Origin of the sequence: Candidatus Nanopelagicus limnes, assembly GCF_002287885.2 — a bacterium.
Classification (GTDB): Bacteria; Actinomycetota; Actinomycetes; order Nanopelagicales; family Nanopelagicaceae; genus Nanopelagicus; species Nanopelagicus limnae.
Genome location: NZ_CP016768.2, coordinates 878,454 through 905,277, shown reverse-complemented (window position 1 = coordinate 905,277; position 26,824 = coordinate 878,454). Strand labels below are relative to the sequence as shown.

Genomic DNA, 26,824 nt, shown 5'->3' with positions numbered 1-26,824 from the left:
GCATGACAATTGCAGTTGAGGTTTTTGATTCAAGACGAAATCAATTAGGTGAAGGTCCAACTGCAACTGGGGATAAGAACAGCCATGTTCAATGGTGTGATATTTATAGTAAAGCTGTTAGATCTCGTGATCTTATAACTGGAAAAATTGATGAGTACTACGCAGATCAAAATATTGGATTTCAAATTCCACGAACTGTTGGCGGTGAAATTCTAGGTACAGCTGATGGCCCAGTATTAAGAGATGCAGATGGTACTTTTCACACTTTGCCAACCAGAAAAGATGTTGATGGCGATAATCAATCTGGTGTGATGCGCTGGAATGATGCAAAGGTTTCACCAGACGGAAACCTTTTCTTAGGTTCGATGGCTTATGAAAATCAAACAGATCAAGGTTCTTTATATCGACTTAATAAAGATGGCAAGAAATTAGAAAACCTTTTTGGTTCAGTTGGTATTTCAAATGGAATGGATTGGTCGGTGGACCTATCTAGAATGTTCTATATCGACACATTGTCTATGCGAGTAGACCAATTTGATTATCAAAATGGACAGATTTCAAACCGTAGACCATTAGTTCAAATAACAGATGGCATGGGGTATCCAGATGGCATGTGCTCTGATGCAAATGACAATCTTTGGGTAGCTTTTTGGCTTGGATCTTGTGTCAGATGCTTTGATGGTAAAACCGGCAAACTACTTGATGAGATCAAATTACCAGCCCAGAAAATAACCTCTTGCGTCTTTGCAGGTGAAAAGTTAGATAAGTTAGTAATTACCTCAGCAGTTGGAAATCCTGGGGAGCAAATAGATTTAGATCAATACCCTCAATCAGGCTACATTTTTATTGCATCTCCAGGAGTTGTAGGTAAAAAAACAAATCTCTTCGGTGCTTAATTGAGCACAGACCTTTTTACATTTGGTGAATCTCTATCTGTCTTTATTTCAAGTGATACCGACTCAGTAATGAGTGCAACAAAATTTGAACGAGTAACTGCAGGTGCTGAGGTTAATGTGGCAGTTGCACTCTCTCGACTTGGTTTAAAGGCCCAATATTTCTCAAGATTTGGTAATGATCAATTAGGTTCAGTAATGATGGCTGATATTGAAGCTGAAGGAGTTGATGTTTCCCTTGCAAAGAGAGTTGATTCATTTACTGGCGCAATGGTTAGAAATCCTGGTAAATCAGCACCAGTTGAAATAAGTTATTTAAGAAAAGGATCAGCGGCCTCAACAATTGAGCCATCTGACATTTTAGATTCATATATTTCATCCACCAGATGGTTACATGCCACCGGTATTACCTGCGCCATATCTGAAAGTGGTGCTAAAACGGTGAAGCATGCTTTAGAAAAAGCAGCCCAATTAAAGATCAAATCAAGCTTTGATTTAAACATTAGAAGAAAGCTTTGGAGTGAAGATGCGGCAAGAAAAGTTTTAGAACCTCTAGCCCGTGATGTTGAACTTTTAATTTGGGGAGAGGATGAGTACCAGGTAGTTTTTGGACAGGTAGATCCTAGGCAAATTCTGGCAGAGGTTAATAAAAGAGGTTGCAAGATTGCAGTAATGACAAAAGGTGATCAAAAAATGCGTTTTAGCATTGATGGAAATTATGAAGAGATTACACCTCCTAAGGTGGTTGCAGTTGATCCCGTTGGATCAGGAGATGCTTTCACTGGTGGCGTCATCGCTGGATTACTTAGTGGCATGAGCACTACGCAAGCACTTGAGCAAGGAAGTATCTGCGGTGCGTTAGTTGCAAGTATGTTTGGGGACTGGACTGGCATACCAAGTGGAATTGCTGGTGTGATTGATAAAGAGATCATTCAAAAGGTAAGGGGTAATTAATGAAAACAGTAGATAAATTACTTGCTGAAAAGATGATGACCTTGGTTAGGTGTAATACGCAAGCGCAAGGCCAAGAAATGGCGGACGCGTTAGTTGATGCTGGTGTGAAAGTTATTGAGATAACTCTAACGACGCCAGGGGCACTAAAAATTATTGAAAAGCTTTTAAAGAATAAGGATTTGTTAGTTGGCGCTGGCACAGTTAGAACAGTTAAAGATGTTAAAAAAGTTGAAGCAATCGGGGCTCGGTTTATCGTTTCACCTGATACCAATGAGGATGTAATCACAGCTACTAAGAAGTTGAAATTAGTTTCAATGCCGGGTGTATCAACCCCAACAGAGGTTGGCATAGCAGTTGATGCAGGGGCAGATATTTTGAAATTATTTCCAGCATCAGTTTTAGGACCTGCCCACTTAAAATCTATTAGGGAGCCATTTCCAAATAATCGCTGGTGTCCAACTGCCGGTGTTACCTTGGAGTCAATTCCAAAGTGGTTTGAGGCTGGCGCAGACTTAGTTGGATTAGGTGGCCCACTAACTAAAGATGGTGCGGCTGGCGTGCGGAAAAACGTTTTAGCTTTTAGAAGTGCAATTGACCAGGCTAGTAAGGTAGTTTATCAACATGAAGTTAGCCAATAAACATATCTTCGTAACGGGCGGTGCCAAAGGAATTGGCGCTGCAATTGTTCAAGATGCAGCTGATGAAGGCGCCACTGTTTCATTTATTGATATCGATGTTGCAGCTGGTGAAAAATTAGCAGCGCAATTAAATAATTCAGGAAAGAAAGCATTTTTTGCAAAGGCCAATGTTGCCAACTTTGAAGAGTTAAAGAGTGCGTTTAATCAGGCAGTTAGTAAATTTGGGGATGTTACTGGCGTTGTTAATAATGCCGGTGTTAACTCTCACGCTGATCCTGTAACCATGACTGATAAAGAGTGGGATGATTTTTTTGCAGTAGATATGAAGCCAGTTTGGTTAACCGCGAAGTTAGCTTTACCTGCCATGCGAAAAGCTAAAGGTGGCTCAATTGTTAATATTTGTTCAATTCATGGCCGACTTACTTATCCAGGTTTTTTCCCATATGGCGCAGCAAAATCAGCAGTTCTTGGTTTAACAAGAAACTTAGCTTTAGATGAAGGCAAGCATGAGATTAGAGTCAACGCTGTTTCGCCAGGTTACATTCTCACAGATTTAACTAAAGGCTGGCTGGCAGCAGAGTCAGGACGAACTGAAAAAGCCAATTCAATCCAACCATTAGGTCGTATGGGTGAACCTAATGAAGTAGCAAAGGTTGTGACATTTTTACTCTCCGACAAATCAACTTATGTAAGTGGTTCAGATTGGGCAGTTGATGGCGGATTGGGAGCGCGAAGCGCATGATATTAAAAGGTGAGCATTTATTTGTAACAGGTGGGGCTGCTGGAATTGGTGAAGCAATTGTTTTAGGTGGGGTTAAAGAGGGCGCCAAGATTTCATTTGTAGATATTGATGATGCCAAAGCAAATGCCTTAGTTGAAAAACTAATCAGTGAAGGACATCAGGTTCAGTACCAAAAGGCTGATGTTTCAAAATTTGAAACCTTTAAAGCAGGATATGACAAATTAGTTTCAGCCTTTGGCCCAGTAACAGTGGCAGTATCAAATGCGGGAAGAAACTCCTACGCCGATGCAGTTGAGTATGCCGAGGAGGAGTGGAATGACTTCTTTGCCCTGGATTTAAAATCTAGTTGGTACCTAGCGAAATTATGTTTGCCAGATATGCGAAAGAAAAAATACGGCTCAATAGTTAACATCTCATCTATTCATGGCCGGATGTCTCGTCCAAACTTTTTCCCTTACTCTGCTGCTAAAGGTGGAATTATTGGTTTATCTAGAAACTTAGCCCTTGATGAAGGCAAGTACGGAATTCGAGTTAACTCAGTTTCTCCTGGCACAACTGCAACACCATTGCTGAAGAGCTATATGGAAAAGTTTCCAGATGAAAAGGCACATGCTTTATTGGTTGCACCAAATGCAAGATTTGGATCCCCTGAGGAGATTGCAAATGTTATTTTATTTACACTATCAAAGGACGCATCCTTTATAAGTGGAGCTGATCTAATGGTCGATGGCGCACTTCACGCCAGGTATGCCTAGTTAAATAAGATTTAAACCGTAAGCCTTATTTGCAGTACCTGCCCAAAAAGCATTATTTTCACTCTCTGAAAATTTGCTAGTGAACTCCTCAACTAAATCAATACTTTGTTTATAGGTGGCAGCAAGTAAGCAAACTGGCCAATCTGAACCAAACATCATTCGATTTGGCGTAAAAGACTTAGTGATGTGTTCTAGGTATGGCCAGAAATCTTCCTTCTTCCAGTTCTTCCAATCTGCTTCGGTAAATAAACCAGAAACCTTGACCACTACATTTTCAAAGCTTGCTAACTCAGTGATTTGATCGGTCCAAGGCTGCATATCTGCCTTTGCGATATATGGCTTAGAGATATGGTCTAAAACAAACATTGTATTTGGGCATGCTTTAACTAGATCTATTGCAGCTCTCATATGCGGTGTCTTTGTTAACAAGTCATATACCAAACCACGTTTTCCAAGCTCTTGTACATTTTTAATTACTTGTGGCTTTGAAAGGTATTTAACATCTTCATAATCATGGGCAATATCTCGTATGCCGACTAAGTATTTAAAGCCGCGCAAAGGTTGATATGAATCTAAATGGGCGATTGCATCCTCGGCATCAATTTTTAAGAATCCAACTACACCTGCTACTAAATCATCAGTATCTGCAAGCTCAAGTAACTCTGGAGTTTCATCATAATTTGTAACTGTTTGAACCACCACTGTTTTATCAATACCGCATCCGGTAATTGCCTGGCGTAAATCATTAATTGAGAAATTCTTCTTGATTGGGTTTAATGCTTCACCAACCATCCATCCTTGCTCGCGCACTGATAGGTCCCATACGTGATGGTGTGAATCAATTCTCATTGCCGACTCGCTCTCTATTTTGGTCAATAACTTATGTTAGATGAAAAACCTCTGGAATTTCATGCCACCATTCATTTTCACTTTTTTGCGGCACTGGATTTTGCATAGGGGCGGTGACTTTCCACCAATCCTGGGTAATTGGATCAGCTGCAATCATTGCCATGTCGGCTTCATAATCTGTGCCGCTGTACTCCATATAAGAAAAAAGCATATTCTCATGACGAAAGATTGAAAACTTTGTGACATTAGCTCGTTTAAGTGTTGCTAAAACCCCTGGCCAAACTTCGGCATGAATTCGTTCATACTCAGCAATCTGATCTGGCTTAACCCCAATAACTGAACCAATTCTTTTAATTTCCAAGTTATCCCTTTCCTTATTTGATTATCGTATAGGATTTTAAGCAGTAAACGAATAGGTCTGATAATTTTTAAGGGGAGCAAATGCCAAAGGTAATCGGATTTAAGACCACCGATGTGCGCTTTCCAACCTCACGTGGTTTAGATGGCTCAGATGCCATGAATCAAGATCCAGATTACTCAGCTGCCTATTTAGAACTTAAAACAGATGATCCTAATTTGTCAGGGTATGGCTTAGTTTTCACAATTGGGCGAGGTAATGATCTGCAATGCGCAGCAATAGATTTGTTGGCAACTTATGCAGTTGGTCGGGAAGTTTCAGACTTAGCTAAATCAATGGGGGATTTTGCAAAATCTTTAGTTCGGGATTCACAGATGCGCTGGCTAGGACCTGAAAAAGGTTTAACTCATATGGCAGCAGGGGCTGTAATAAATGCTGCTTGGGATCTTGTTTGTAAAGTAAGTGGGAAGCCGCTTTGGAAGCATCTTTCAGATCTATCACCACAAGAACTAGTTGATTTAGTAGATTTCAGATACATCTCAGATGCAATAACTCCAAGTGAGGCACTTGAGATTCTTACCAAAGCTCAAGCAAACCGAGTCAAAAATGAAGCATCTTTAATTGCCAATGGCCTACCTGCATATACAACAACGCCAGGTTGGCTTGGTTACGCAGATGAGAAAATGATTCGATTAGCCAAACAAGCAGTTGCTGATGGATTTAAGTTAATAAAATTAAAGTGTGGTGTATCGCTAGAAGATGATAAGCGAAGATTAAAGCTAGCAAGGGAGGCTATTGGGCCAGATGTTAAGTTAGCCATTGATGCAAATCAGGTTTGGGATGTTAATGAGGCAATTAACTGGATTAATGCATTAGGTGATGTCAATCTTCATTGGGTTGAGGAGCCAACCAATCCAGATGATGCAGTTGGTCATGCAGCGATTGCAAAGGCGATCGCACCCGTCAAGGTGGCAACTGGTGAGCATGTAACAAATCGAATTATTTTTAAACAGATGATGCAATCAAAATCCTTATCCTTTGTACAAATTGATGCTTCCAGAGTTGCTGGCGTAAATGAAAATATTGCCATTATCTTGATGGCAGCAAAATTTGGCTTACCAGTTTGCCCACATGCTGGCGGCGTTGGTTTGTGTGAAATGGTTCAGCACCTTGCAATGTTTGATTATGTTGCAGTTGGCGGTGAGAATCCAGATCGAGTAGTTGAGTTTGTCGATCACCTACATGAGCACTTTGTTGTGCCAACTGAAATAGAAAATGCTAGATATATGCCACCACTTAAGGCAGGAGCCGGCGCACAGATGTTTGATAAATCTGTTTCAGACTTTACCTACCCAAATGGTCCAGAATGGATTGGCCAAATTTAGACAATCTGTCCACATATTGGAAAGCTAAAGTTAGGGTTTAGGTTTGGAAGAAAATGCCATTTAAATAAGCGTGAAAATTACAGATTCGTTATCTTTCTAGCGCTCTTAAGCGTTGATTTAATCCCAATTTAGGAGAATGCTCTCTCCAACCGTATTCCCATAGGTTTATTAAAACTTCATGGGGGTTTAGCAAATAACCGAAAGGAAATTAATGAAGAAATCATTACTTGCGTCACTGGCAGCAGTTGCGCTACTTGTAACAGGTTGTTCAAGTTCATCTGACTCTGCAGGCGGAGACGGAGAATTTGGTTCAATCAAGGTAGCACTTGTGCCAGGTGGAGCTCACCCTTACTTCCAACCATGGAAAGATGGCGGAGCAGCCGCTGTATCTGAATTCGGAATTGGCGGAACAGAATTCAACGAGACTGGTGAATGGGATCAAACCAAGCACAATGCAGCAATCGATGCGATGGCAGCTCAAGGCTATAACGCATTTGGTGTATTCGGTGTTTCACCAACAGATATCAACACCACATTTGCTGGACTAAAGGCAAAAGGATTCGCAGTTGGTTCCCTTGCTTCATGCCCAGGTGGATATGACATTGTTAAAGAGCCACAGAAAAACTCAGCAGACTTCTGCTTGAGCACTGATACTGGCAAAGCTGCATACCTTGCAGCAACTGCAGTTATTAAAGAGATGGGTGGCAAGGGAAATCTTGTTCACTTAACTGGTAACGCAGTAGATGCAAACACAATCCGTCGTATGGATGGTGTTAAGCAAGCAATCGCAGAGACTGGTGGAAAAGTAAAACTTCTAACCACAATCACTGACATTGACTCAGATCTACAGTCAGCTACAAAGGCTGTAACAGATCTTCTAGCAGCAAAGGGCAAGCAGATTAACGGCATCGTTACAACTGCTTACAACCCAGCTGTTGCTGCAACTGATGGAGTTGCATCAACTAAGCTTCCAATCAAGGTTATTGCAATTGATGATGACCAAAAGATCTTGGATGCAATTAAGTCTGGTGTAATTTCTGGAACAGTTGTTCAGAATCCTTGGGGACAAGGTTATGTTGGATCATGGGTTCTTTCAGCACTTGGAACTAAGAAGTGCACCATGAATACACCTGGTCTATACGTAGACTCCGGTTCATTCTTGGTAACAAAGGACAACGTTGATACCTACAACGACACACGTCAAGCTACTTCAAAGGAAATCCTTACGGCTTTCCAGAACGAGTACATGACCTGTAAGTAAAAAGTAAGTTCAGGTTGGGCGATCAGGTTTACTCCTGATCGCCCTTCCGCAATTAGGTAAGTTTTAAACTTTTTTTGAGAAAGGACTTTTTCAGTTGAGCATAATTACCAACGCCGAAGCCTTTCTAATTGATATTCCTGTTGAGACAGTAAGAACTGATTCAGTTCAAGCATTTTTAAAACAAGAGACTTTATTTGTAAAAATCACTACCGCTGATGGAAATACCGGCGTTGGCTATAGCTACACAATCGGAACAGGTGGCACAGCAGTACTTGCGATGTTGCGCGATTACTTAGTACCTAAGTTAAAGGGAATGGATAGCGCTCGAGTTGAAAAAGTTTGGCATGACATTTACTACTCCACTAGAGCAACTGAGACTGGAGCGATTACATCACTTGCCGTTGCTGCAATTGATACTGCAATTTGGGATTTAAAGTGCAAACGCGAAGGCCAAAGCTTGGCGGTTGCAGCAGGTGGTTTTAAAGACCGAGTTCCTCTTTATGACACAGAGGGCGGTTGGCTTCATTTAACAACTGAGGAGTTGGTAGCAGGAGCGGTTGAATCTAAGAAAAAAGGTTGGCCTGGCGTAAAGCTAAAGGTTGGTAAACCAAAGGCACATGAAGATGTTGAAAGATTGATGGCGGTTAGAGAGACTGTTGGAAGAGATATGCATATCATGGTTGATGCCAATACATCATTTACAGTCGCCGAAGCAGTTAAACGTGCCAAAGCATTTGAGCCTATTGATTTATTTTGGCTAGAAGAGCCTTTGCCAGCTGATGATGTAACTGGTCATGCCAGATTGGCGCAATCAACCAGCATCCCAATTGCAGTTGGTGAAACTATGTACTCTGCAATGCAATTTCAACAATACCTGCATCAAAATGCAGTTGGTATCGTGCAAGTTGATGTTGCTCGCGTTGGTGGAATTACGCCATGGCTAAAGGTTGCACATATGGCAGAGAGTTTTAATGTAAAAGTTTGCCCACACTTTTTAATGGAGATTCATGTCAGTTTGGCAGCAGCTATTCCCAATGGTTTATATGTTGAGCATATTCCACAGCTTCGTGGCGTAACAAAGAGTGAGATAAAGATTGAAAAGGGTATGGCATTGGCACCAACCTCCGTAGGATTGGGTATCGATTGGGACTTTGATGCAATTGATAACAAGAGGGTGAAGATTTGAAGATTAAGTCAATATTAAATGATCAACGAGTGGTATTAACACTACTTACTGTTGCCTTGTTTATATTTTTTGGCTTACAGAACCCTGCTTTTTTCAATGTTGATTTTGTTATCTACCCACTACTTCGAGATGGTGCGACCTTAACGGTAATTGGTCTGGCCCAACTTTGCGTGCTCTCCATTGGTCACTTGAATTTAGCAGTTGGCCGAATGGCAGCAATCTCAGCATTAGTAGCTGGTGCTTCATATCAATACTGGGGATTAAGTTTGGTGCAAGGAGCAGTACTTGGTGTTTTAGCTGGCGCGTTACTTGGCGCAATTACTGGTTGGATAATTGTTAAATCTCAGGTCAATGCTTTTATTGTTACCTTAGCTATGGATTTCGCTCTCCTTGGTTTAGTTACCTTCATCTACGTCACCTTTACTGGCGCAACTGCAGCCTTTACTACTAAGCCAGATGGCATGGATTTTTGGCGAAGTAAATCACTAGGAGATATTTGTTTAGGTCCAATCTGTGGACCTAGCGCTATACCAATGATGTTGATGCCGGCGATAGTTTGTTTGATATTAGTTGGATTTATGTATTCAAAAACCAGATTGGGTCGCGAATTACTTTCAACTGGCTCTAATTTAAGAGCTGCAAAATTATCTGGAATTCCAACTGAAAATCGTGTTTTAACTGCGCATATTTTTTCAGGTGCATTGGCTGGAATTGGTGGCCTAATGCTTGCCTACACAAATGGCTCATTTACTGCAGCAATTGGCAGCCAAGTTATGTTGCCATCCTTCTTAGGTCCAGTTTTGGGTGGAACTTTGTTAGCAGGTGGCGCAGTTGCAGTCTTAGGAACTTTCATCGGAACTATGTTGACCTTAGTAATTCGCCAAGGTTTATCAGTTCAGGGAATTGGATTGGAAACTTTAAATATCGCACTTGGGCTAGTTCTATTAGCTGCGTTATCTGTTGGCCAAATTCAAAAGATGTTTGCCTCATTTAAGATGCGAGCGAAAAAATGAAGCTACCTTTCTTCTTTAGAAACCGGATGACAGAAGTTTCACTCACCGTAATATTTGTCCTTGGCTTCTTAGCCTTAGTTGCCACCTCAAATGGTGTGTTCTTAAGCAGAGCATCCCTTCAAGGATTCTTAACATATCTTGCAGTGCCAATCACAATTGGTTTAGCCCAAATGGTTGTGCTCTGTATTGGTCAGATGAATCTTGCTGTTGGCACAATGGGTGGGGTTACCTGCGCCATCATGGCGGTGTTAATGGCAGATCACAATGTGCCAATCGCAATTGCAATTCCAATCGGATTACTCTCTGCAACCTTAATGGGCGCAGTAAATGGTGCGTTAGTAGTTTTGACTCAATTAAATGGATTTATTATCACTTTAGGTACTTACACAATTTTGCTTGGCTTCCAGTATCGATTAGTAAAGACCTTTACCATTGATAAGTATCCATCTTCACTGCCAGAGTTTGGCAAGAAAGCCTTTGTTGGTTTTCCTTATATTTTAGTTATCGCCATCATTACCGCGATTTTGCTCTCACTATTTTTCAGCCGAACCATTATGGGAAGAAGAATTTTGGCAACTGGTGGAAATCCATTAGCAGCTCGACTATCTGGAGTTTCCAATAACAAATCAGTGTTTCTAGCTCACACCTTATCTGGCTTACTTATTGGTGTGGCATCAGTAATTACTATCGCATCACTACCTGGAATTAACCGCTCAATTGGTGGAGATTGGTTACTGGCATCCTTTGCCGCCCCAATTATTGGTGGCGTTTTAATGTCTGGTGGCACCATTGCAATTTATGGCACCGTTATTGCAGCAGCAGTAGTTCGCCTAGTTGATATTGCTAGAGCGCAGTACTCACTTGATCCAAGCATCGTGTCATTAAGCGTTGGTGTTGTAACACTTTCTACTGTGGCATTAAGTGAATGGCGACGTCGTCGAACAGAACGAGCCAATGAGGGAATAAAGGCAACGCAATGAGCGCAGAATTATTAATTAAGAAAGTATCCAAGGAGTTTCCTGGCGTACTAGCACTTAATGAGGTCAACTTAACTCTTACTGGCGGCACAGTTCATGCCTTACTTGGTGAAAACGGCGCTGGTAAATCAACTTTGATTAAAATCATTACCGGAGTTTATGTAGCAGATTCTGGTTCCATGAAAGTAAATGGGCAAGAGAAAAGCTTTAATAATCCAATTGAATCTACTGAGGCAGGAATCGCAGTAGTCCACCAAGAAAGAAATTTAATTCCTGAGTTCTCAGTTGAAGAAAACATTACTCTTCATAATCCACCATTAAAGTTTGGAATAATTGATAGGGCTGAGCGAACCCGGCTGGCTAAACAGGCACTACAAACCCTTGGATTTGAGATTGATTTAAATGAGCGGGTTAAGAATCTTTCAGTTGCTCAGATGCAATTAGTTGAAATTGCTAAGGCATTGGTAACAAATGCCAAGATCATCTTGCTTGATGAGCCAACTGCATCAATTACCGGCAGTGAAACTAAGAAGCTATTTGATGTAGTTCGAAAGCTAAAAGATCAAGGCACAGCGGTCTTGTTTGTAAGCCATAAGCTTGAAGAGGTATATGAAATCTGTGACACAGTTACAGTATTACGAGATGGCGTGAGTGTTTTAGAATCTAAATCTCTTTCAGAGTTTAAGCAAGGTGAGATTGTAGATTTAATGGTCGGTCGACACTTAGCCGAGCGAAAGAATGTAATTCGTAAAATTGATCGAAGCAAAAAACCAGTAATTGAGTTAAAGAATTTATCTACCGCTCTTGGTCATCGAAATATCAATCTAAGTCTTTATCCAGGGGAAGTGCTTGGTATGTATGGCTTAGTAGGTGCTGGTCGAAGTGAGTTGGCTAGATCCATTCTTGGACTACACGCTGTAACTAATGGTCAGATTTTGCTTAATGGCGATGAGGTAAAGATTAAGAACTTTAGAGATGCCCTTCATAAATTTAGAATTGGTTATGTAACTGAGAACCGTAAAGAAGAGGGATTATTTCTAGATTTTCCCGTCAGAAAGAATATTTCAGTTACGATTCTCTCTAAAATCCTACAAAAACTTTCAGTGATTAATCCTAAAAAAGAGGATGAGGTTGCCAGCAAATATGTAGATCGTCTTGGAATTAAGGTAGTTGATAACAATCAATTAGCTCTAACCCTTTCTGGTGGAAATCAGCAAAAGGTTTCAGTATCCAAGTGGTTAGCTGCTGAAACAAAGATATTGGTAATTGATGAGCCAACAGTTGGTGTGGATGTTAGAACAAAAGCCTCATTCCATGAACTCATTACCCTATTAGCTGATGAAGGATTATCAATAATCCTGATCTCAAGTGACTTAGCTGAAATGGTTGCAGTTGCTGATCGAATTTTGGTTATGCGCAGATATGAATTGGTAGGAGATTTAGATAACAGCAAGGATTATCAGAGTATGTCTAGATCGATTATGAACAGTATTCAAAGTAGCTAACAATGATTAAATCTAAGCGTCAATTTCCAGATCTACCACATTTTGCATCCTTAATTGAGTGGAAACTACCTTCAATCTTTAGAACTAGAACCAAACTTGCTCGGGCTTTAACAATTAATGATTTGGCAAAGATTGCTAAAAAGAAGGTTCCCAAAGTTGTCTTTGATTATGTAGAGGGCTCAGCATTAGATGAGGTTAGTTATGCCAGATCTAAAGCTACATTTGATCGAGTCGAATTTACTGCTCACACCCTTCGTGATGTTTCAAAGGTTGATCCTTCAGTTGAAATATTTGGCAAAAAAGTAGATCTGCCAATTCTATTTTCACCCACCGGCTACACCAGATTTATGTATCACGTTGGTGAGCCTGCGGTTGCAAATACAGCTGCAAGTAACAACATGATTTATTCACTATCAACTATGGGAACTACCTCGCCAAAGGAGTTGGCTGATCAAGTACCAAAGGCTCGTAGGTGGTTTCAGCTTTATGTAATGCAAAATCGTAAAGATAGCTTGTCAGTTATTAAGCAGGCAAAGGACTCTGGCTTTGAAGCCTTAATCCTCACCGTTGATACTCCAGTTAGTGGACTTCGAATCAGAGATATGAAGAATGGCTTAACCATTCCACCACGAATCAGATTAAGTACCGTCTTTGCAATTGCAAGAAAACCTATTTGGTGGCTGAATTTATTTACCACCAAGAAGTTGGAGTTTGCAGCATTTAGAGGATGGAATAAATCGTTAGTTGAGTTAGCAGCTGCAATATTTGATCCAGCAACCAAGTTTGAAGATGTGAAATGGCTGCAATCTGTGTGGAGTGGCCCAATAATTGTTAAAGGAATTCAAAATTTAGAGGATGCAAAACGGTTAGCAAAAATGGGAGTAGATGGAATTATTCTTTCAAACCATGGTGGCCGCCAATTAGAAAAGGGGCCTGTTCCTCTTGAGTTACTGCCTGAGGTTGTAAAAGCAGTTGGTAAGAAGGTTGATGTTTATATTGATGGCGCGGTTATGTCTGGTCAAGATGCATATGCCGCAGTTGCGATGGGAGCAAAGGGAGTATTTATTGGACGTGCATACCTTTATGGAATTATGGCTGGGGGAGAGCGGGGCGTTCAAAGAGTTATTGAGATTATGAAGCGTGACTTCGTAAATACGATGGCATTAACTGGTGCTAGAAATATTGCTGAAGTTCAAAAAATTGGCGCTAAATTACGTAGCTAATTTAGGAAATTGGTTTTGGTCTAGATTTTTCACACATGCTTAATGCAAACTCTTCAACTTGATAAGGTCTATTTTCACTATCAATCCAAAACTTGCCACCAGGCCTTAATTCACTTTGAATCTTTCCTTCAGTCAAAGCTAAATTCCATTGCTGACTTTCAGAGGTTAAACAATTTTCATACTCAATTAATTCAACCGCATCATATTTAGGTGCTCCGCCACCAACAACGCTGCAGCCAGATAGTGCAAGGGATGCGATAAGTGCGAAGCTGCTTAGGCGAAAATACATTAGACAACTATAGATCTAATCTAGATAGGAGACTAGGTTTATAACTAATTATTTATTTAAGATTTAACTGCGCAATCTCAGTTGCGCCAATACCGCAACAGCCACCAATAATTTCTGCCCCTGCTTCAACCCATTGCCTTATTAAGTCATTGCTAAAACCAACTGCCGCACTTCCTGTCCAAACCTTATTTTTAGCATCCCATACTCGGCCTGAGTTTGGGTAAACAACGTAGGGTTTATTTGATTTAGCAGATCGCAATAAATCAGTGATTAGCTCTGGCTTTGTGCAATTAATACCAACCGCCATGGCGCTTTGGGCTAAATCAACCGCGCTTTGAAAACTTTGACCAGCATTTGTTTGATTACCCTCTTTGCAAGAGTAGGAGACCCAAAATGGAATTGGGCAATCACTAAGTAGCTCTAATAAAACCTCAACCTCAAAGGTATCTGGCATAGTTTCTAACGCTAAGTAATCTGGTGATGTTGAGATTAAAACTTCAAGGCGCCTTGCATGAAAATCTTTTAGCTCCTTCTTTGAGACTCCATAGTTTCCTTTGTACTCAGAGCCATCAGCAAGGGATGCCCCATATGGACCAACTGATGCTGCCACTTTCACATCTTTGCCACTATCAGTAACTGCTTTCTTTGCAAGCGCAGTTGAGGCAATTAAAGCTTGATTAGTTTCATCTTCACTCCAGCCTCGCACACCAGCGCCTGTGTAGGAGAGTTGGTAGGAGGAGGTAATAATGATTTGCGCGCCAGCATTAATAAAATCTAAGTGCGCTTTCATAATTTGCGCTGGATTTGTTCTTATTAATTCACCTGTCCAAAGTGAGGTAGTTAATTTGTTTCCATTATTTTCAAGTGCGGTGGAAAGACCACCATCTAATTTGAACATGTGGGGCGGGTAGGGCTCGAACCTACGACGACCGGATTATGAGTCCGGGGCTCTAACCAACTGAGCTACCGCCCCCAATTAAGAGGTTAGTGTCATACCTTACATCTATCCCAACACTAAGTATTAATTGGGTGTATTCACATGCTCGCAATGGATAATCAAACTTATGAAATTTAAGGTCCTTGTTGTTTCACTAGCACTCACACTTGGCATAACTTCACCTGCCAGCGCCGCACCTATCTATACCTTCCCAGTCACAGGCTGCGCAGTTACCTACTCCAAGTATCACCATGATTATCCAGCTGCTGATATCTTTGGTAAAAAAGGTTGCGCATTTGTATCCCCAGTTGCAGGTATTGTTGATGAGGTAAACAGTGTTGATAAGTGGAGTGGTAAAACAAATTTAGGTTCTGACCGTGGCGGACTATCAATCTCAATAATTGGTGATGATGGTCTTCGTTATTACGGCAGTCACCTTTCAAAAATTGAGGCCAATATTATCCCCGGTTATAAAGTGGCAACTGGTGAAAAATTAGGTGAGATTGGATCTACTGGAAGTGCGCGGGGAACAAAGCCGCATCTGCACTTTGGAATCTCATATCCAACCGAAAAAGGTATTTGGTGGGTAAGGCGGGGAGTTGGCTTAGAAAAAGGTAAGACCTCACCTTGGAAATACTTACAAGCTTGGCAAGTGGGTAAAGATTTAAAACCAAAGTTAATTGTGCCATCACTTATTCCAGCAGAACCTAAGAAGTAAATAAAAATAAGGCCTGCTATTTCTAGCAGGCCTTAAATTTTTTTATCTTAAGTATTAAAACTTAAGAAGGTTAATGGTTATTTATGCAGGGTTTACAGCGTCAGCCTGAGGACCCTTAGGACCTTGGACTACTTCGAATGTAACTGCCTGACCCTCTTCAAGGGACTTGTAACCGTTTCCTTGGATTGCTGAGTAGTGAACGAAAACATCTTGTCCGCCACCATCAACTGCAATGAAACCGAAACCCTTTTCAGAGTTGAACCACTTAACTGTACCTGTTGCCATTTAGCTTTTTTCCTTTGGTTATGTTGGACGCTAGTAAATTTAACAAGCGCCGGTCTTTCTTCTTATACAGCTAGACCCAATCAACAAACCGTAGAGCGGGTACTGCCAAGCGTCGGACTGTTCCAAAGTTTACCCTGCTATTGGCTAATTGCGAAAAGAGATGTATAAATCTCTTACTGCATTAAGGCACTGGTGGGCTGGGGAAGGTCACATCGAGTGATCCTAAAGGCAGGTACTTGTGAGTAAATCTCTTCCTTACGCTGGGCGCATACTTATTTATTCAACCCCAGCTGCCCTAACTCAACATATTGAGTGGGCGATAAGTCAAAAACTTGGTCAGGTTATAACTCTGAAATGGGTCAATCAACCATTACATCCATCCACCTTAGCGATGGAGTTTGAGTATCAACATCAAAACCCAGTGGCTGATCAAATCGCAACTGCGCTTAAGGGCTGGCACTACATTAGATTTGAAATTACTCAGATAAATAAAAATAGTAATGATGCAGTTTTATACCGCGCCACTCCAGATTTAGGTTTACACCAAGCCAGCCTTTCATCTAATGGGGATGTGGTTTTAAATGAAAACCAGGTTAATACCATCTTAAAAAACTCTATTACCCATGATCGATTAATAAATAATCTTGAGAACGCACTGGGTAATACTTGGGAGGCAGAGATTGAGCCATATCGTTTATCTCTGGCTTTGGGGATGAAAGATATTGTTAGCAAAAGTGGGTAATATAAAGGTATGAACTTTGAAGCCAGTGATCGGATTAAATTTGCTACCGGTATTTTAGCTGCGGCTATTTTATCCTCAGGTTTAACCCTTGGTCTTTATAAGGTTGGCTCAGGGCTTGCCTCCCGGGCAGGCAATGCAATTACTGTTACTGGAACCGCCTCTGAAAATGCAACTGCTGATAATGCAGTATGGAATTTAAATTTAAATGAATCACAGGCAACCCTAGCCTCCTCAGTTAAAAAGATTGACGCCTCAGCTGATGCGTTAAAGAAGTATCTATTAAGTGGTGGGGTAAGTGAGAATCAGATTGAACTAGGCCCAATTAACTCCAACGCAGTAATGGAGTATATAAATGGCAATCCAACGGGGCGAATTCTTTCCTATCAGGCTTATCGCACCGTAACTGTTAGAACTAAAGATGTTGCGTTGGTAGCAAAGTTAAGTAATAACATCGGAACACTTCTTGCTACTGGAGTTAATGTTGGCAATTATGGACCTTCTTACTACCTTTCAACCTTGGATCAAATGCGCGCTAAATTATTAGCTGCGGCCATGAAAGATGCCAAGGAGCGAGCAAAGGCTATTACTGAAGCTGTGGGCGGTGAGGTTGGATCATTATTGTCTGTAAGCAGTGGACCAACGCAGGTAACAACCAAGGATTCATTAGATCGCGCTGCTGGTGGTTTCTATGATGTATCAACCATCGAAAAGACGGTCAATGTCACACTCTCTGCTAGCTTTGAATCAAATTAATTTCAACTAGCTTTTAGCAGTTCAATTTTTATTGGATCAGATTCAATTTTAGATAAAAATGCTAGATCACCCGATTTTCGAGCCGGATAAATCTTTTCCAAAATTGACTTACAAAATTCAAATATCATTAAGATCATTGCGGCTGGCAAAAGATCAAAACTGCGCTTGAAAAACCAGGGAGTTCCATTTCTTAGCAGCCAAGTGATCTTCTCTGATCGACTTCGGTGAGTAAGTGTTAATTGGTATGGCATTGAGATTGCCCAACCTCGTTTTCGCAATTGGTCAGCAATGTTTCTTGCCAGCATGAAGTGACCCTGTGGGCCTGGGTGCATGCGATCTATGTGCCAATTCTTTCGGTCATGGACATTATTTATGGATCGAGTTTTGACTGTAACGATCTCAAACTCCAGAGCAACTTTTCGATATACCGCATTTACTGCATTAACCCGCCGGCTTAGTACCTGACGCATCAACTTTGGAAGTTTTAGTAGCTGGTTAGGATCATGGAGTTCAACCATGATTATTTCACTTCCCATCGCAAGAAGTTGTTGACAGCAGCTACGCAAATTGTTGTAGAGCAAAACTGGGTCAAAGTTATTTCGTAATAAATCATTACCACCAACTATCACCGCACAGATATCTGGGTTTTGTCTAAGTGCTTTCGGTAATTGGGTGGCTACTACTTCAGTAGATTTAGCACCAGGACGAGAGTAATTGAAGTAATCACAACCTTCCTGAAAAGCATCTGCAAGAAATCCAGCCCAACCGCGAAACTGGCCAGCTTTGATTTCATCACCTGTGCCATAGGCAGCGCTATCTCCTAATACAACAAAAGTTGGGTGTGATCTAACAATATCCATACTAAGCCGCCTTTAGTCGGCGTTTGGTTGTAATCATTGGTTGCTTTGCTTGGTGAATTTCTAACATGGCATCAATTGTGTTAGCCCAGGAGAATTGTTCTGCCTGATATCTTGCAACCTTACGAAGATTTCCTTTCTTTAGTAATTTAACAATTTCATCTGCAAATGCCACTCCAGTATCAGCTGCAACCGCGCCCGCTGGTTTGATTGAGTTAATATTTAAAATTTCACCAACCGCGCTAGATCTAGATGCAACAACTGGGGTTCCACTTGCTAGTGATTCAAGTGCTGATAGGCAAAATGTTTCAAGTGGCCCAGGAGCAAGGGTGATGTCTGCCGCAGCTAAATATGACGCTACCTTTTCTCTGCTTGCAACATAACCAACCATTTCTATTGGCAAATTCTCACTCTGTTTTCTTAACTTCTTCCATAATGGCCCGCCACCAATTATTACTAATCTTGCATCAATGCCTCGATTTACTAATTCAGCAATAGCCTGCACACTGCGCTGTGGCTCTTTCTCCGGTGACATCCGGCCACAATGCACCAATAAAAAGTGCGAGTCCTTTAGCAGTTCCCGACGTAATTTGAAATTTCGATTGCCAGGGTTAAATCCAACTAAATCAACACCGAGAGCTACTTTTCTAAGATTTTTAGCTTTGATGCGAACAAATTCAGCAGCAGCAAAATCAGTAGTGGCTATTACAACATCAAAGGTGGCAGCTAACTTGGCATTATGCCAATTAACAAACCGGGTTCGAATGGAGGAAGGAATCATTGGCGCAAACTTTTGTATCAAGCCATTCAATGTCTCATGAGAGAAAACCAAGCTGGCAATCTTTTGCTTCTTTGCCCATCTACCAACCTTAAGCAGAGTGAATCGGTCAGAAACCTCAATTCGATCAGGGTTTAGAAACTCAAGTAGGTTTAGCAGTTGTTTGTTGCTTCGAATTACTTGATAGCCCCCGCTGCCAGGCAACGTAAAGCTTGGCAGGCTTATCTTTAAACCAAATGGCGTTTGTTCCTTTATGTACTGTGGTCCTGGCACGATATAGATAAATTCATGCCCATACTTGAGGTAGCCACGACCTAATTCATGCAAAGTGGTTTTGATTCCACCCGAACTTGGACCATAAAAGTTAGCTACATGCACAATTCTCATGCCACACCCATTTCTGTTAAGGCCATACTCTTTTTTTGATTAATAACCTCTTGATAATGGGCCTCTAACTCATTATTTATTCGACCCCAAGTTCTCTTTGAAACACTATCCCTAGCAGCAATTCTCATTTGTTTGCGATCACTTCTTGCGTGGTGATGATTTACTATGCGATTTAGTTCTTCGCCATCACTTATATCAATTACATATCCTGTTCGTCCATGCGCGACTAAATCTGCTGGACCACCTGTGTGCGGCACAATTGCTGGAATGCCTGATGCAAGTGCTTCTTGCACTGCTTGGCAGAAAGTTTCATTTGGTCCTGGGTGTATGAATAAATCAAAGCTGGCATAAATCTGCGCCAACTCTTCACCAGATTTAAACCCAAGAAATAGTGCAGTTGGTAATTGCTGCTCCAGTTTGCGCCGGTGCGGTCCATCGCCAACAATTACTAGTTGAATGTTTGGGTTAGATTCAAGTGCTTTCAGATCTATCACGCGCTTTTCTTGAGCAAGTCTGCCAACAAAACCAACAATAATTTTATTTTGATCTGCATTTTTCCAAAGATCTCTTAAGGTTGCAGATCTTTTGGATGGTGCGAATAGTTCAGTATTTACGCCACGACGCCATAAATAAACTTCTGGGACTCCAGCCATGTGAAGGTCAAGACAAGCTGCCGTTGAGGGCGCGAGAGTGCGATCTGTTTGAGAGTGAATTTTGTATAAGATTTTTTGCAATGAGTTTTGAGCGATCCCAAAGCCATACTGCTTAGCAAATCCACCTAAATCAGTTTGGTAGATAGAAACTGTTGGAATGTTTAATCGTTTAGCTACCTTATTTGCATATGATCCAAGTGCAAATGGTGAGGCGAGGTGAATCACATCTGGTGTAAAACCATCGATTAAATGTTGAACTCTTTTTTGTGGTAACCCCATCGGCATTCCGGTTGGCAGAAAATTCTGAGTTGGAATAACCGGCACGCTTTTCACAGGATGGCCGGCATATTCAGTTGGCATGTTTTCACAGGCTGGCGCAATAACTAATGCTTGATTCCCACTGGCGCTAAGGTGTTCAAGGATTCGAAGTACTGAATTCGTTACCCCATTTACATTTGGCAAGAAGGATTCAGTGACGACGGCTACTCTCATATGAGTAGGGTGCGTAATTTAGAAAGCCTAAAGGAACCCTTGAGGTTAAGTGTTGGTAAAGAGTAGGTTAAGCCTTATACCTCCCAGTAACATGAGCATATGAAAATCGCCATCTGCATCAAACAAGTTCCAGACTCTTGGGCTGAAAAAAAGATGGCTGGTGGAGTTTTAGATCGCGCCGGCGTTGATGCGGTATTAAATGATTTAGATGAGTATGCAGTTGAAGAGGCGCTGCGAATTGTGGAGGCTAACTCACCAACTAAAGAGGCAGGTGAGGCAAGCGGTCACAGCATTACCTTAATTTCAATGGGACCTGAGCGGGCAACTGAAGCAATTAGAAAAGCACTTTCAATGGGCGCAGATGATGCAATTTTGATAAGTGATCCAGCTTTAGCTGGCTCTGACGCGCTCGCCACCTCATTAGTTCTATCTGAGGTCATTAAAAAAGGTAATTACGATTTAGTTTTGTGTGGCACAGAGAGCACAGATGCCAGAATGAGTGTTATCCCAGCGATGATCTCCCAACGTCTTGGTTGGGCGCAATTAACCTTTGCAGGCAAGGTGGCGGCTAATCCAGCAAGCACAACAGTTGAGATTGAGCGAGTAACTGAGTTTGGTAATCAAGTAATGAGCGCTAAGTTTCCAGCATTACTTTCTGTAATTGAAAAGATAAATGAGCCAAGGTATCCATCATTTAAGGGAATTATGGCGGCAAAGAAAAAGCCAATCACCACAATGAGTTTATCTGATACTGGAGTTTCACCATCTGATGTCGGCGCATCTGCTGCATGGAGTGCGGTGAAGGATGCATTACCTCGTCCTCCAAGAGGAGCTGGTGTTAAGTTAACTGATGAAGGAAGCGGCGGAGATAAATTGGTTGAGTTTTTAGTTGAAAAGAGACTGGCATGAGCAGCGTAATATTTTTAGTAGATCACACAGCTGGCAAGATCAGCAAAGCCGCTGGGGAGCTTGCAACCTATGCCAAATCAATTGGTGAATCAGTTGCAGTAATTTTTGCAGATAACGCCGATTCAATCGCTTCACAATTAAATGTATTCCAGGTAGATAAGGTAATTACCGTTACAGGTGAGTGGGATAAGTATGGCGCTCCTGCAATTGCTGAAGGTTTAGCTCAAATAGTGGCAGCTAAAAATCCTGCCGCAGTATTAATTACCTCAACTGCAACTGGTAAAGAGATTGCAGCCAGGGTATCTGTAATTACTGGCAGTGGAATTATCACCGACGCTGTAAATGTTGATAAGGAGTTGATTACTACTCAATCTGTCTTTGGTGGTTCAACCACAGTTCACTCAACTGTTACAAAGGGTGTGCCAGTTATAACTTTGCGTGCAAACTCAATTGAGGCAGTAGCTGCAACATCCACACCAGTTATTGAAGCATTTGCTGCCACAATTTCAGATGCAGCTAAATTAGCGCCGATCTCATCAGCAACACCAGTTGTTAAGGGCGGGCGACCAGATTTAACTGAAGCATCAATTGTGGTTTCAGGTGGGCGGGGAACTAATGGAGATTTCAAACCAGTTGAGGCATTAGCTGACGCGTTAGGCGCAGCTGTTGGCGCATCCCGCGCTGCAACTGATGCTGGTTGGTATCCACACTCAAATCAGGTTGGCCAAACTGGTAAAACAGTTTCACCACAACTCTATGTAGCAGCTGGCATTTCAGGTGCGATTCAACATCGTGCTGGCATGCAGACTAGTAAAACAATTGTGGCAATAAATAAGGATCCAGAGGCACCGATTCTTGAAATTGCAGATTTTGCAGTAGTTGGTGATTTATTTAATGTTTTGCCACAAGCCACCGCACAAATTATTGCTCGCAAAGGGTAATTAGAGCGCTATCGGTTGTCCCCTTTAGACTTAGCAAGTGAGTATCTACTTTGATCATGCCGCAACAACACCAATGGCAGATGTGGCAATTACTGCCTTAAATACTCAATTAAAAAAATTAGGTAACGCCTCATCCCTGCATTCAGCTGGTAGATCAGTTCGTAAAGATTTAGAGGGCGCGCGTGAGGAGATTGCAAAGGCAATTGATTGCGATGCAAGTGAGGTTATTTTCACTGCCACTGGAACTGAGGCAAATAATTTAGCTATTAAGGGCTTGTATTGGAAAGGTGCTAAAGAGAATAAGACAGTAATCATCACCTCCACCTTTGAACATCATGCGGTGATGGATCCCATTGCCTGGCTAGCAGAACATGAAGGCGCACAGATTGTTGGAATTAATGTTGATCGAAATGGCTTTTTAAATCTAGATGAATTAAAACAAGCAGTAATTGATCATCAAGGCAAGATTGCTTTGATCTCAATCATGGCCTCAAATAATGAGGTTGGCACAGTGCAGGATATTGCTCAGGTTGTAAAAATTGCGGGCCAAATTCCAGTGCACTCAGATTGTGTACAAAGTTTTGGCAAGGTTTCACTCTCATTTAAGAATCTTGGATTAACCGCTGCCACAATCAGTGCGCATAAAGTTGGTGGCCCACTTGGTGTAGCTGCATTAATTTTAAAACGTGGTTTGGATATTGAACCTATTTTGCATGGCGGTGGGCAGGAGCGAGATATTCGAAGTGGCACATTTAACGCACCCAGCATTGTTTCATTTGCAGCTGCTGCGAAAGAAAGTGTTGCCCAATCTGGACAACGTTCTGAGATTATTAGGAAGTTAAAAGCTGAATTGATAAGTACTATCAAAAAAAGTGTTCCTGATATCTGGGTAAATGGAGATCAAGTGAAATCTTTGCCAGGGATTATTTCAATCACCTTTCCTAAAACAGATTCAGAAGGATTACTTTTGCTATTAGATTCTGAAGGAATTGCCTGTTCAACCGGCTCTGCCTGCAGCGCAGGTGTGCAGCGACCAAGCCATGTACTTCTTGCCATGGGATTAACCGAGGATGAGACCACCTCTACCTTAAGATTTTCACTAAACCACTCAAACACAATTATTGAAATCGCAAAACTTGGCGCAGTAATTGCATCGGTAGTGGCTAGATCAAGGGCTGCCTCAGGGAAAAAATGAAAAAATTAAAAGTAATCGCAGCAATGAGTGGCGGCGTTGATTCAGCAGTTGCAGCTGCCAGAGCAGTTGATGCTGGCTATGAAGTTGTTGGTGTTCACCTTGCCTTATCCAGTAATCCACAAAAATATCGTTCAGGGGCTCGTGGTTGCTGCACAATCGAAGACTCTCATGATGCCCGTCGCGCTGCTGATGTAATTGGCATACCTTTTTATATTTGGGATATGGCAGAGGAGTTTCATAAAGGGGTAGTGGAAAACTTTTTATCTGAGTATCAATCTGGCAGAACACCAAATCCATGTTTGCGATGTAATGAGAAGATTAAATTTGAAGCGGTATTAGATAGAGCAAAAGCACTTGGTTTTGATGGAGTAGTAACTGGGCATTACGCAGTTACGAAGGATTCACCAACTGGCAAAACATTACATAGGGCTGCAGATATAGATAAAGATCAATCATATGTATTAGCAGTTTTAAGAACAGATCAAATAGAGGGTGCGATATTTCCGCTAGGAGATACGGTCAAAACTGATACTCGCAAAGAGGCGAAAGAGCGCGGGCTTTTTGTTGCAAATAAACCTGATAGCCATGACATTTGTTTTGTGCCATCTGGAGATAATGCAGGTTGGCTGCGTGAGCGATTAGGTTCTGAAACTGGTGACATAGTTGATCAAGCTGGCAAAAAACTTGGTGAGCACAAAGGTGCTTACACCTACACAATTGGCCAACGTCGCGGCTTAGCACTCACCGTTCCAGATCCAACTGGTGAGCCAAGATATGTTTTAAAGATTGAACCAAAGAGTAATACCGTCGTTGTTGGTAGCCATGATGCGTTAGCGGTTACAACAATAAGTGCAACACCACCTACTTGGTGTGGAGCAATCCCTGAAATTAATAAATCACTGCGCGGATTTGCCCAAGTTCGAGCACATGGTGCCCCACTTGCCTGTGATTACAAGTTTGATGGCACAAATCTGATTGCCAACTTAGATGAGCCAGTATTTGGACTTGCAACTGGTCAAGCATTAGTAATTTATGATGGTGATCGTGTAGTTGGTTCTGGCACTATCTGCGAAACGATTTAGCATGAGCGCAGAAATTAGACATAAAATCCAGGAGCTTTGCGAAGAAATATCAGATCATCAATTTAAGTACTATGTTTTAGATGCACCAACAATTACCGATGCTGCCTTTGATAAGTTATGGAATGAGTTAGTAACACTTGAAAAGAAGTATCCTCAATACAAATTAGAAAGCTCACCTACTTTGCAGGTTGGCGGGGGCTTTTCAACCTCCTTTGCCCAGTTTGATCACATCGAGAAGATGATGAGCCTAGATAACGTCTTTGATGATAAAGAACTTGAAACTTGGTTTGATCGAATTGATAAAGCTGGAGTTAAAAATGGCTGGTTATGTGAGGTCAAAGTTGATGGCCTAGCAATTAATTTACTTTATGAAGATGGCAGGCTCACTAGGGCTCTTACCCGTGGCAATGGAACAACAGGTGAAGATGTAACTTTAAACATTAAGACGATTAAATCTGTACCAACTGAATTATCTGGAAAAAACTTACCAACGACACTTGAAGTTCGCGGTGAGGTATTTTTCCCATTGCAATCATTTGATGAGTTAAATGATTCTTTGGAAGAAGCAGGCAAACCAAGATTTGCTAATCCAAGAAATGCAGCAGCTGGATCCCTTCGCCAGAAAGATCCAAAGATCACAGCATCACGCCCCCTTGATGTTGTAGTCCATGGCATTGGCGCTGCCACTGGTATTTCATTCGAAAAACAATCAAATGCTTATGAGCTACTTAAAGGTTGGGGTTTGCCAACTAGTAAGCGATATAAAGTGGTTTCAACTCGCAAAGAGGTTTTAGATTTCATAAAAGTGTATGAAAAAGATCGTCACAATGTTGAGCATGAGATAGATGGTGTTGTAATTAAAGTAAATGAGATCTCAGTTCAAAACACTCTTGGCTTTACCTCACGGGCGCCAAAATGGGCGATTGCCTATAAGTATCCGCCGGAGGAGGTTGTTACAAAGTTATTAGATATAAAGGTCAGTGTTGGTAGAACTGGTCGAGTAACTCCTTTTGCTTTTATGGAGCCAGTAAAAGTAGCTGGGTCAACCGTAACCAATGCAACACTGCACAACGCGCAAGAGATTGTTAGAAAAGGAATTTTGATTGGCGATACGGTCTTAATCCGTAAAGCAGGAGATGTAATCCCAGAAGTTTTAGCGCCAGTTCTTGAAAAAAGAAATGGAAGTGAAAAGGCATTTGTAATGCCAAGTAAATGCCCAGATTGTGGCAGCAAACTTCGCGCTATGAGTGAAGGTGATGTTGATATTCGTTGCCCGAACTCACAATCATGCCCAGCCCAAGTTGTGGAAAGGCTTTTCTATATTGGCTCTCGCTCGGCTCTAGATATTGATGTATTAGGTTATGAAGCAGCAGCAGCATTACTGGCAGATAAGTTAGTGGTAGATGAGGGAGACCTTTTCCTACTCACTGAAGAAAAACTTGCTAGTTCTAGGTTTTTTCAAAAGATCGTAAAGAAAGAGTTGACTGCAGGTAAGAATGTAAAAAAACTTTTAGATGGACTTCAGGAAGCGAAAAGCAAGCCACTTTGGAGAGTTTTAGTTGCTCTATCAATTAGGCATGTCGGACCAACTAGTGCGAAAGCGCTTACAGATAAGTTTGGTTCGATTGAAAAAATTAGATCTGCAAGTATTGAAGAATTATCAAACACTGAAGGCGTGGGCGAAATAATTGCGGAATCAATAAAAGAATGGTTTGGCGAGGATTGGCATAAACAAATTATTATGAAATGGGAGAGGGCAGGCGTAGCCCTAGTTGATGCTCCTAGAGAAAAACTCAAACAAACTCTGGCGGGTCTTACAATCGTTGCAACTGGTTCATTTAAAGATTTCACTAGAGATGAAGCGATTGAGGCCATTGTGGCAAGGGGCGGAAAAGCAGCATCGTCGGTATCTAGTAAAACTGATTACGTTGTGGCAGGGGATTCGGCTGGTTCTAAGTTAGATAAAGCACAAGAACTAGGAATTACTATCCTTGATGAGGCCGGATTTAAATTATTACTGGAGAAGGGGATAAACTAAGCACATGAGAATGCTTAATGAGAACCTAC

The 26,824-nt window shown here is 41.5% G+C and carries 28 protein-coding genes and 1 tRNA gene; 20 read left to right on the top strand and 9 right to left on the bottom strand.

Features of this window, described 5'->3' with window-relative positions; genetic code table 11:
* Positions 1-2 precede the first annotated feature (2 nt).
* The 5 genes from B1s21122_RS04540 to B1s21122_RS04520 are packed head-to-tail and all read left to right on the top strand — an operon-like array spanning position 3 to position 3,982.
* Positions 3-896, top strand: a complete 894-nt coding sequence (locus B1s21122_RS04540; protein WP_095680415.1) for an SMP-30/gluconolactonase/LRE family protein — start codon at positions 3-5, stop codon at positions 894-896.
* Positions 897-1,847, top strand: a complete 951-nt coding sequence (locus B1s21122_RS04535; protein WP_095680416.1) for a sugar kinase — start codon at positions 897-899, stop codon at positions 1,845-1,847.
* Positions 1,847-2,485, top strand: a complete 639-nt coding sequence (locus B1s21122_RS04530; RefSeq protein WP_095680417.1) for a bifunctional 4-hydroxy-2-oxoglutarate aldolase/2-dehydro-3-deoxy-phosphogluconate aldolase — start codon at positions 1,847-1,849, stop codon at positions 2,483-2,485. Before B1s21122_RS04535 ends, B1s21122_RS04530 begins: the two co-directional genes overlap by 1 nt.
* A complete protein-coding gene (locus tag B1s21122_RS04525) occupies positions 2,469-3,227 on the top strand; it encodes an SDR family NAD(P)-dependent oxidoreductase (protein ID WP_095680418.1) in 759 nt (252 codons plus the stop codon). The genes B1s21122_RS04530 and B1s21122_RS04525 overlap by 17 nt, the downstream gene beginning before the upstream one ends.
* Positions 3,224-3,982 carry an SDR family NAD(P)-dependent oxidoreductase gene (locus B1s21122_RS04520; protein WP_095680419.1) on the top strand — a complete coding sequence of 253 codons (759 nt, stop codon included), beginning with the start codon at positions 3,224-3,226 and terminating at the stop codon, positions 3,980-3,982. Before B1s21122_RS04525 ends, B1s21122_RS04520 begins: the two co-directional genes overlap by 4 nt.
* On the opposite strand, the gene B1s21122_RS04515 is transcribed toward B1s21122_RS04520, so the two are convergent.
* Together B1s21122_RS04515 and B1s21122_RS04510 are read right to left on the bottom strand one after the other, a co-directional pair.
* Entirely contained in the window at positions 3,983-4,831 is an 849-nt protein-coding gene (locus B1s21122_RS04515) for an amidohydrolase family protein (RefSeq protein ID WP_095680420.1), read from the bottom strand. It abuts the gene before it with no gap.
* Between the two features lie 31 nt (positions 4,832-4,862).
* Positions 4,863-5,192 (bottom strand): L-rhamnose mutarotase, encoded by a 330-nt coding sequence (locus tag B1s21122_RS04510; RefSeq protein ID WP_223299043.1) that lies wholly within the window; start codon positions 5,190-5,192, stop codon positions 4,863-4,865.
* 80 nt (positions 5,193-5,272) lie between these two features.
* Between B1s21122_RS04510 and B1s21122_RS04505 the strand changes: the two genes are divergently transcribed.
* The 7 genes from B1s21122_RS04505 (at position 5,273) to B1s21122_RS04475 (ending at position 13,739) form a co-directional block, all read left to right on the top strand.
* The gene (locus tag B1s21122_RS04505; protein ID WP_095680421.1) at positions 5,273-6,574 is read left to right on the top strand and encodes an enolase C-terminal domain-like protein; all 1,302 of its coding nucleotides are present in this window, start codon (positions 5,273-5,275) and stop codon (positions 6,572-6,574) included.
* A 211-nt stretch (positions 6,575-6,785) separates the two neighbouring features.
* The gene (locus tag B1s21122_RS04500; RefSeq protein ID WP_095680422.1) at positions 6,786-7,835 is read left to right on the top strand and encodes a sugar ABC transporter substrate-binding protein; all 1,050 of its coding nucleotides are present in this window, start codon (positions 6,786-6,788) and stop codon (positions 7,833-7,835) included.
* 94 nt (positions 7,836-7,929) lie between these two features.
* Positions 7,930-9,021, top strand: a complete 1,092-nt coding sequence (locus tag B1s21122_RS04495) for a mandelate racemase/muconate lactonizing enzyme family protein (protein ID WP_095680423.1) — start codon at positions 7,930-7,932, stop codon at positions 9,019-9,021.
* The gene (locus B1s21122_RS04490) at positions 9,018-10,034 is read left to right on the top strand and encodes an ABC transporter permease (protein ID WP_095680424.1); all 1,017 of its coding nucleotides are present in this window, start codon (positions 9,018-9,020) and stop codon (positions 10,032-10,034) included. The genes B1s21122_RS04495 and B1s21122_RS04490 overlap by 4 nt, the downstream gene beginning before the upstream one ends.
* A 26-nt stretch (positions 10,035-10,060) precedes the next feature.
* Positions 10,061-11,014: an ABC transporter permease gene (locus B1s21122_RS04485; RefSeq protein ID WP_223299042.1), complete on the top strand. Its 954-nt coding sequence runs from the start codon at positions 10,061-10,063 to the stop codon at positions 11,012-11,014.
* Complete coding sequence (locus B1s21122_RS04480) at positions 11,011-12,516, top strand: sugar ABC transporter ATP-binding protein (RefSeq protein ID WP_095680426.1); 1,506 nt, start codon at positions 11,011-11,013, stop codon at positions 12,514-12,516. The genes B1s21122_RS04485 and B1s21122_RS04480 overlap by 4 nt, the downstream gene beginning before the upstream one ends.
* Before the next feature lie 2 nt (positions 12,517-12,518).
* Positions 12,519-13,739: an alpha-hydroxy acid oxidase gene (locus B1s21122_RS04475; protein WP_095680427.1), complete on the top strand. Its 1,221-nt coding sequence runs from the start codon at positions 12,519-12,521 to the stop codon at positions 13,737-13,739.
* 1 nt (position 13,740) lies between these two features.
* On the opposite strand, the gene B1s21122_RS04470 is transcribed toward B1s21122_RS04475, so the two are convergent.
* The 3 genes from B1s21122_RS04470 to B1s21122_RS04460 all read right to left on the bottom strand — a co-directional run bounded on the left by B1s21122_RS04470 (position 13,741) and on the right by B1s21122_RS04460 (position 15,001).
* On the bottom strand, positions 13,741-14,028 hold the full coding sequence (locus B1s21122_RS04470) for a hypothetical protein (RefSeq protein WP_095680428.1): 288 nt from the start codon (positions 14,026-14,028) through the stop codon (positions 13,741-13,743).
* Positions 14,029-14,080: 52 nt separating this feature from the next.
* Positions 14,081-14,926: a homocysteine S-methyltransferase gene (gene mmuM, locus B1s21122_RS04465; RefSeq protein ID WP_095680429.1), complete on the bottom strand. Its 846-nt coding sequence runs from the start codon at positions 14,924-14,926 to the stop codon at positions 14,081-14,083.
* 1 nt (position 14,927) lies between these two features.
* A tRNA-Ile gene (locus tag B1s21122_RS04460) sits at positions 14,928-15,001 on the bottom strand.
* A gap of 91 nt (positions 15,002-15,092) precedes the next feature.
* On the opposite strand from B1s21122_RS04460, the gene B1s21122_RS04455 reads away from it, so the two are divergent.
* Entirely contained in the window at positions 15,093-15,683 is a 591-nt protein-coding gene (locus B1s21122_RS04455; protein ID WP_095680430.1) for a M23 family metallopeptidase, read from the top strand.
* Positions 15,684-15,764: 81 nt separating this feature from the next.
* Here B1s21122_RS04455 and B1s21122_RS04450 read toward each other — a convergent pair whose 3' ends face one another.
* The gene (locus B1s21122_RS04450; RefSeq protein WP_009612185.1) at positions 15,765-15,968 is read right to left on the bottom strand and encodes a cold-shock protein; all 204 of its coding nucleotides are present in this window, start codon (positions 15,966-15,968) and stop codon (positions 15,765-15,767) included.
* Positions 15,969-16,206: 238 nt separating this feature from the next.
* Here B1s21122_RS04450 and B1s21122_RS04445 point away from each other — a divergent pair, with 238 nt between their 5' ends.
* On the top strand, positions 16,207-16,710 hold the full coding sequence (locus B1s21122_RS04445) for a DUF3145 family protein (protein ID WP_095680431.1): 504 nt from the start codon (positions 16,207-16,209) through the stop codon (positions 16,708-16,710).
* Positions 16,711-16,719: 9 nt separating this feature from the next.
* On the top strand, positions 16,720-17,463 hold the full coding sequence (locus B1s21122_RS04440) for an SIMPL domain-containing protein (protein WP_095680432.1): 744 nt from the start codon (positions 16,720-16,722) through the stop codon (positions 17,461-17,463).
* A gap of 2 nt (positions 17,464-17,465) precedes the next feature.
* Here the strand turns inward: B1s21122_RS04440 and B1s21122_RS04435 are convergent, their stop codons facing one another.
* From B1s21122_RS04435 to B1s21122_RS04425, 3 genes are read right to left on the bottom strand one after another with little or no spacing between them, the layout of a single operon-like run.
* Positions 17,466-18,323 carry an SGNH/GDSL hydrolase family protein gene (locus tag B1s21122_RS04435; protein ID WP_095680433.1) on the bottom strand — a complete coding sequence of 286 codons (858 nt, stop codon included), beginning with the start codon at positions 18,321-18,323 and terminating at the stop codon, positions 17,466-17,468.
* A 1-nt stretch (position 18,324) separates the two neighbouring features.
* A complete protein-coding gene (locus B1s21122_RS04430) occupies positions 18,325-19,485 on the bottom strand; it encodes a glycosyltransferase (protein ID WP_095680434.1) in 1,161 nt (386 codons plus the stop codon).
* Positions 19,482-20,630, bottom strand: coding sequence for a glycosyltransferase family 4 protein (locus B1s21122_RS04425; protein ID WP_095680435.1), 1,149 nt, complete (start codon positions 20,628-20,630; stop codon positions 19,482-19,484). Before B1s21122_RS04425 ends, B1s21122_RS04430 begins: the two co-directional genes overlap by 4 nt.
* Positions 20,631-20,729: 99 nt before the next feature.
* Between B1s21122_RS04425 and B1s21122_RS04420 the strand changes: the two genes are divergently transcribed.
* The 5 genes from B1s21122_RS04420 to ligA are packed head-to-tail and all read left to right on the top strand — an operon-like array spanning position 20,730 to position 26,795.
* Positions 20,730-21,539, top strand: coding sequence for an electron transfer flavoprotein subunit beta/FixA family protein (locus B1s21122_RS04420; protein WP_095680436.1), 810 nt, complete (start codon positions 20,730-20,732; stop codon positions 21,537-21,539).
* Entirely contained in the window at positions 21,536-22,480 is a 945-nt protein-coding gene (locus B1s21122_RS04415) for an electron transfer flavoprotein subunit alpha/FixB family protein (RefSeq protein ID WP_095680437.1), read from the top strand. Before B1s21122_RS04420 ends, B1s21122_RS04415 begins: the two co-directional genes overlap by 4 nt.
* Positions 22,481-22,517: 37 nt before the next feature.
* Complete coding sequence (locus B1s21122_RS04410; protein WP_095680438.1) at positions 22,518-23,675, top strand: cysteine desulfurase family protein; 1,158 nt, start codon at positions 22,518-22,520, stop codon at positions 23,673-23,675.
* A complete protein-coding gene (gene mnmA / locus B1s21122_RS04405) occupies positions 23,672-24,757 on the top strand; it encodes a tRNA 2-thiouridine(34) synthase MnmA (protein WP_095680439.1) in 1,086 nt (361 codons plus the stop codon). Before B1s21122_RS04410 ends, mnmA begins: the two co-directional genes overlap by 4 nt.
* A 1-nt stretch (position 24,758) precedes the next feature.
* Positions 24,759-26,795 carry an NAD-dependent DNA ligase LigA gene (gene ligA, locus B1s21122_RS04400; protein WP_095680440.1) on the top strand — a complete coding sequence of 679 codons (2,037 nt, stop codon included), beginning with the start codon at positions 24,759-24,761 and terminating at the stop codon, positions 26,793-26,795.
* The last annotated feature ends 29 nt before the right edge of the window (positions 26,796-26,824 follow it).

Coding starts and splice junctions, on each gene's coding strand:
- B1s21122_RS04540 (WP_095680415.1), top strand. CDS start 3: ATGACAATTGCAGTTGAGGTTTTTGATTCAAGACGAAATCAATTAGGT.
- B1s21122_RS04530 (WP_095680417.1), top strand. CDS start 1,847: ATGAAAACAGTAGATAAATTACTTGCTGAAAAGATGATGACCTTGGTT.
- B1s21122_RS04525 (WP_095680418.1), top strand. CDS start 2,469: ATGAAGTTAGCCAATAAACATATCTTCGTAACGGGCGGTGCCAAAGGA.
- B1s21122_RS04520 (WP_095680419.1), top strand. CDS start 3,224: ATGATATTAAAAGGTGAGCATTTATTTGTAACAGGTGGGGCTGCTGGA.
- B1s21122_RS04515 (WP_095680420.1), bottom strand. CDS start 4,831: ATGAGAATTGATTCACACCATCACGTATGGGACCTATCAGTGCGCGAG.
- B1s21122_RS04505 (WP_095680421.1), top strand. CDS start 5,273: ATGCCAAAGGTAATCGGATTTAAGACCACCGATGTGCGCTTTCCAACC.
- B1s21122_RS04500 (WP_095680422.1), top strand. CDS start 6,786: ATGAAGAAATCATTACTTGCGTCACTGGCAGCAGTTGCGCTACTTGTA.
- B1s21122_RS04485 (WP_223299042.1), top strand. CDS start 10,061: ATGACAGAAGTTTCACTCACCGTAATATTTGTCCTTGGCTTCTTAGCC.
- B1s21122_RS04480 (WP_095680426.1), top strand. CDS start 11,011: ATGAGCGCAGAATTATTAATTAAGAAAGTATCCAAGGAGTTTCCTGGC.
- B1s21122_RS04475 (WP_095680427.1), top strand. CDS start 12,519: ATGATTAAATCTAAGCGTCAATTTCCAGATCTACCACATTTTGCATCC.
- B1s21122_RS04470 (WP_095680428.1), bottom strand. CDS start 14,028: ATGTATTTTCGCCTAAGCAGCTTCGCACTTATCGCATCCCTTGCACTA.
- mmuM (WP_095680429.1), bottom strand. CDS start 14,926: ATGTTCAAATTAGATGGTGGTCTTTCCACCGCACTTGAAAATAATGGA.
- B1s21122_RS04455 (WP_095680430.1), top strand. CDS start 15,093: ATGAAATTTAAGGTCCTTGTTGTTTCACTAGCACTCACACTTGGCATA.
- B1s21122_RS04450 (WP_009612185.1), bottom strand. CDS start 15,968: ATGGCAACAGGTACAGTTAAGTGGTTCAACTCTGAAAAGGGTTTCGGT.
- B1s21122_RS04440 (WP_095680432.1), top strand. CDS start 16,720: ATGAACTTTGAAGCCAGTGATCGGATTAAATTTGCTACCGGTATTTTA.
- B1s21122_RS04435 (WP_095680433.1), bottom strand. CDS start 18,323: ATGGATATTGTTAGATCACACCCAACTTTTGTTGTATTAGGAGATAGC.
- B1s21122_RS04430 (WP_095680434.1), bottom strand. CDS start 19,485: ATGAGAATTGTGCATGTAGCTAACTTTTATGGTCCAAGTTCGGGTGGA.
- B1s21122_RS04425 (WP_095680435.1), bottom strand. CDS start 20,630: ATGAGAGTAGCCGTCGTCACTGAATCCTTCTTGCCAAATGTAAATGGG.
- B1s21122_RS04420 (WP_095680436.1), top strand. CDS start 20,730: ATGAAAATCGCCATCTGCATCAAACAAGTTCCAGACTCTTGGGCTGAA.
- B1s21122_RS04415 (WP_095680437.1), top strand. CDS start 21,536: ATGAGCAGCGTAATATTTTTAGTAGATCACACAGCTGGCAAGATCAGC.
- mnmA (WP_095680439.1), top strand. CDS start 23,672: ATGAAAAAATTAAAAGTAATCGCAGCAATGAGTGGCGGCGTTGATTCA.
- ligA (WP_095680440.1), top strand. CDS start 24,759: ATGAGCGCAGAAATTAGACATAAAATCCAGGAGCTTTGCGAAGAAATA.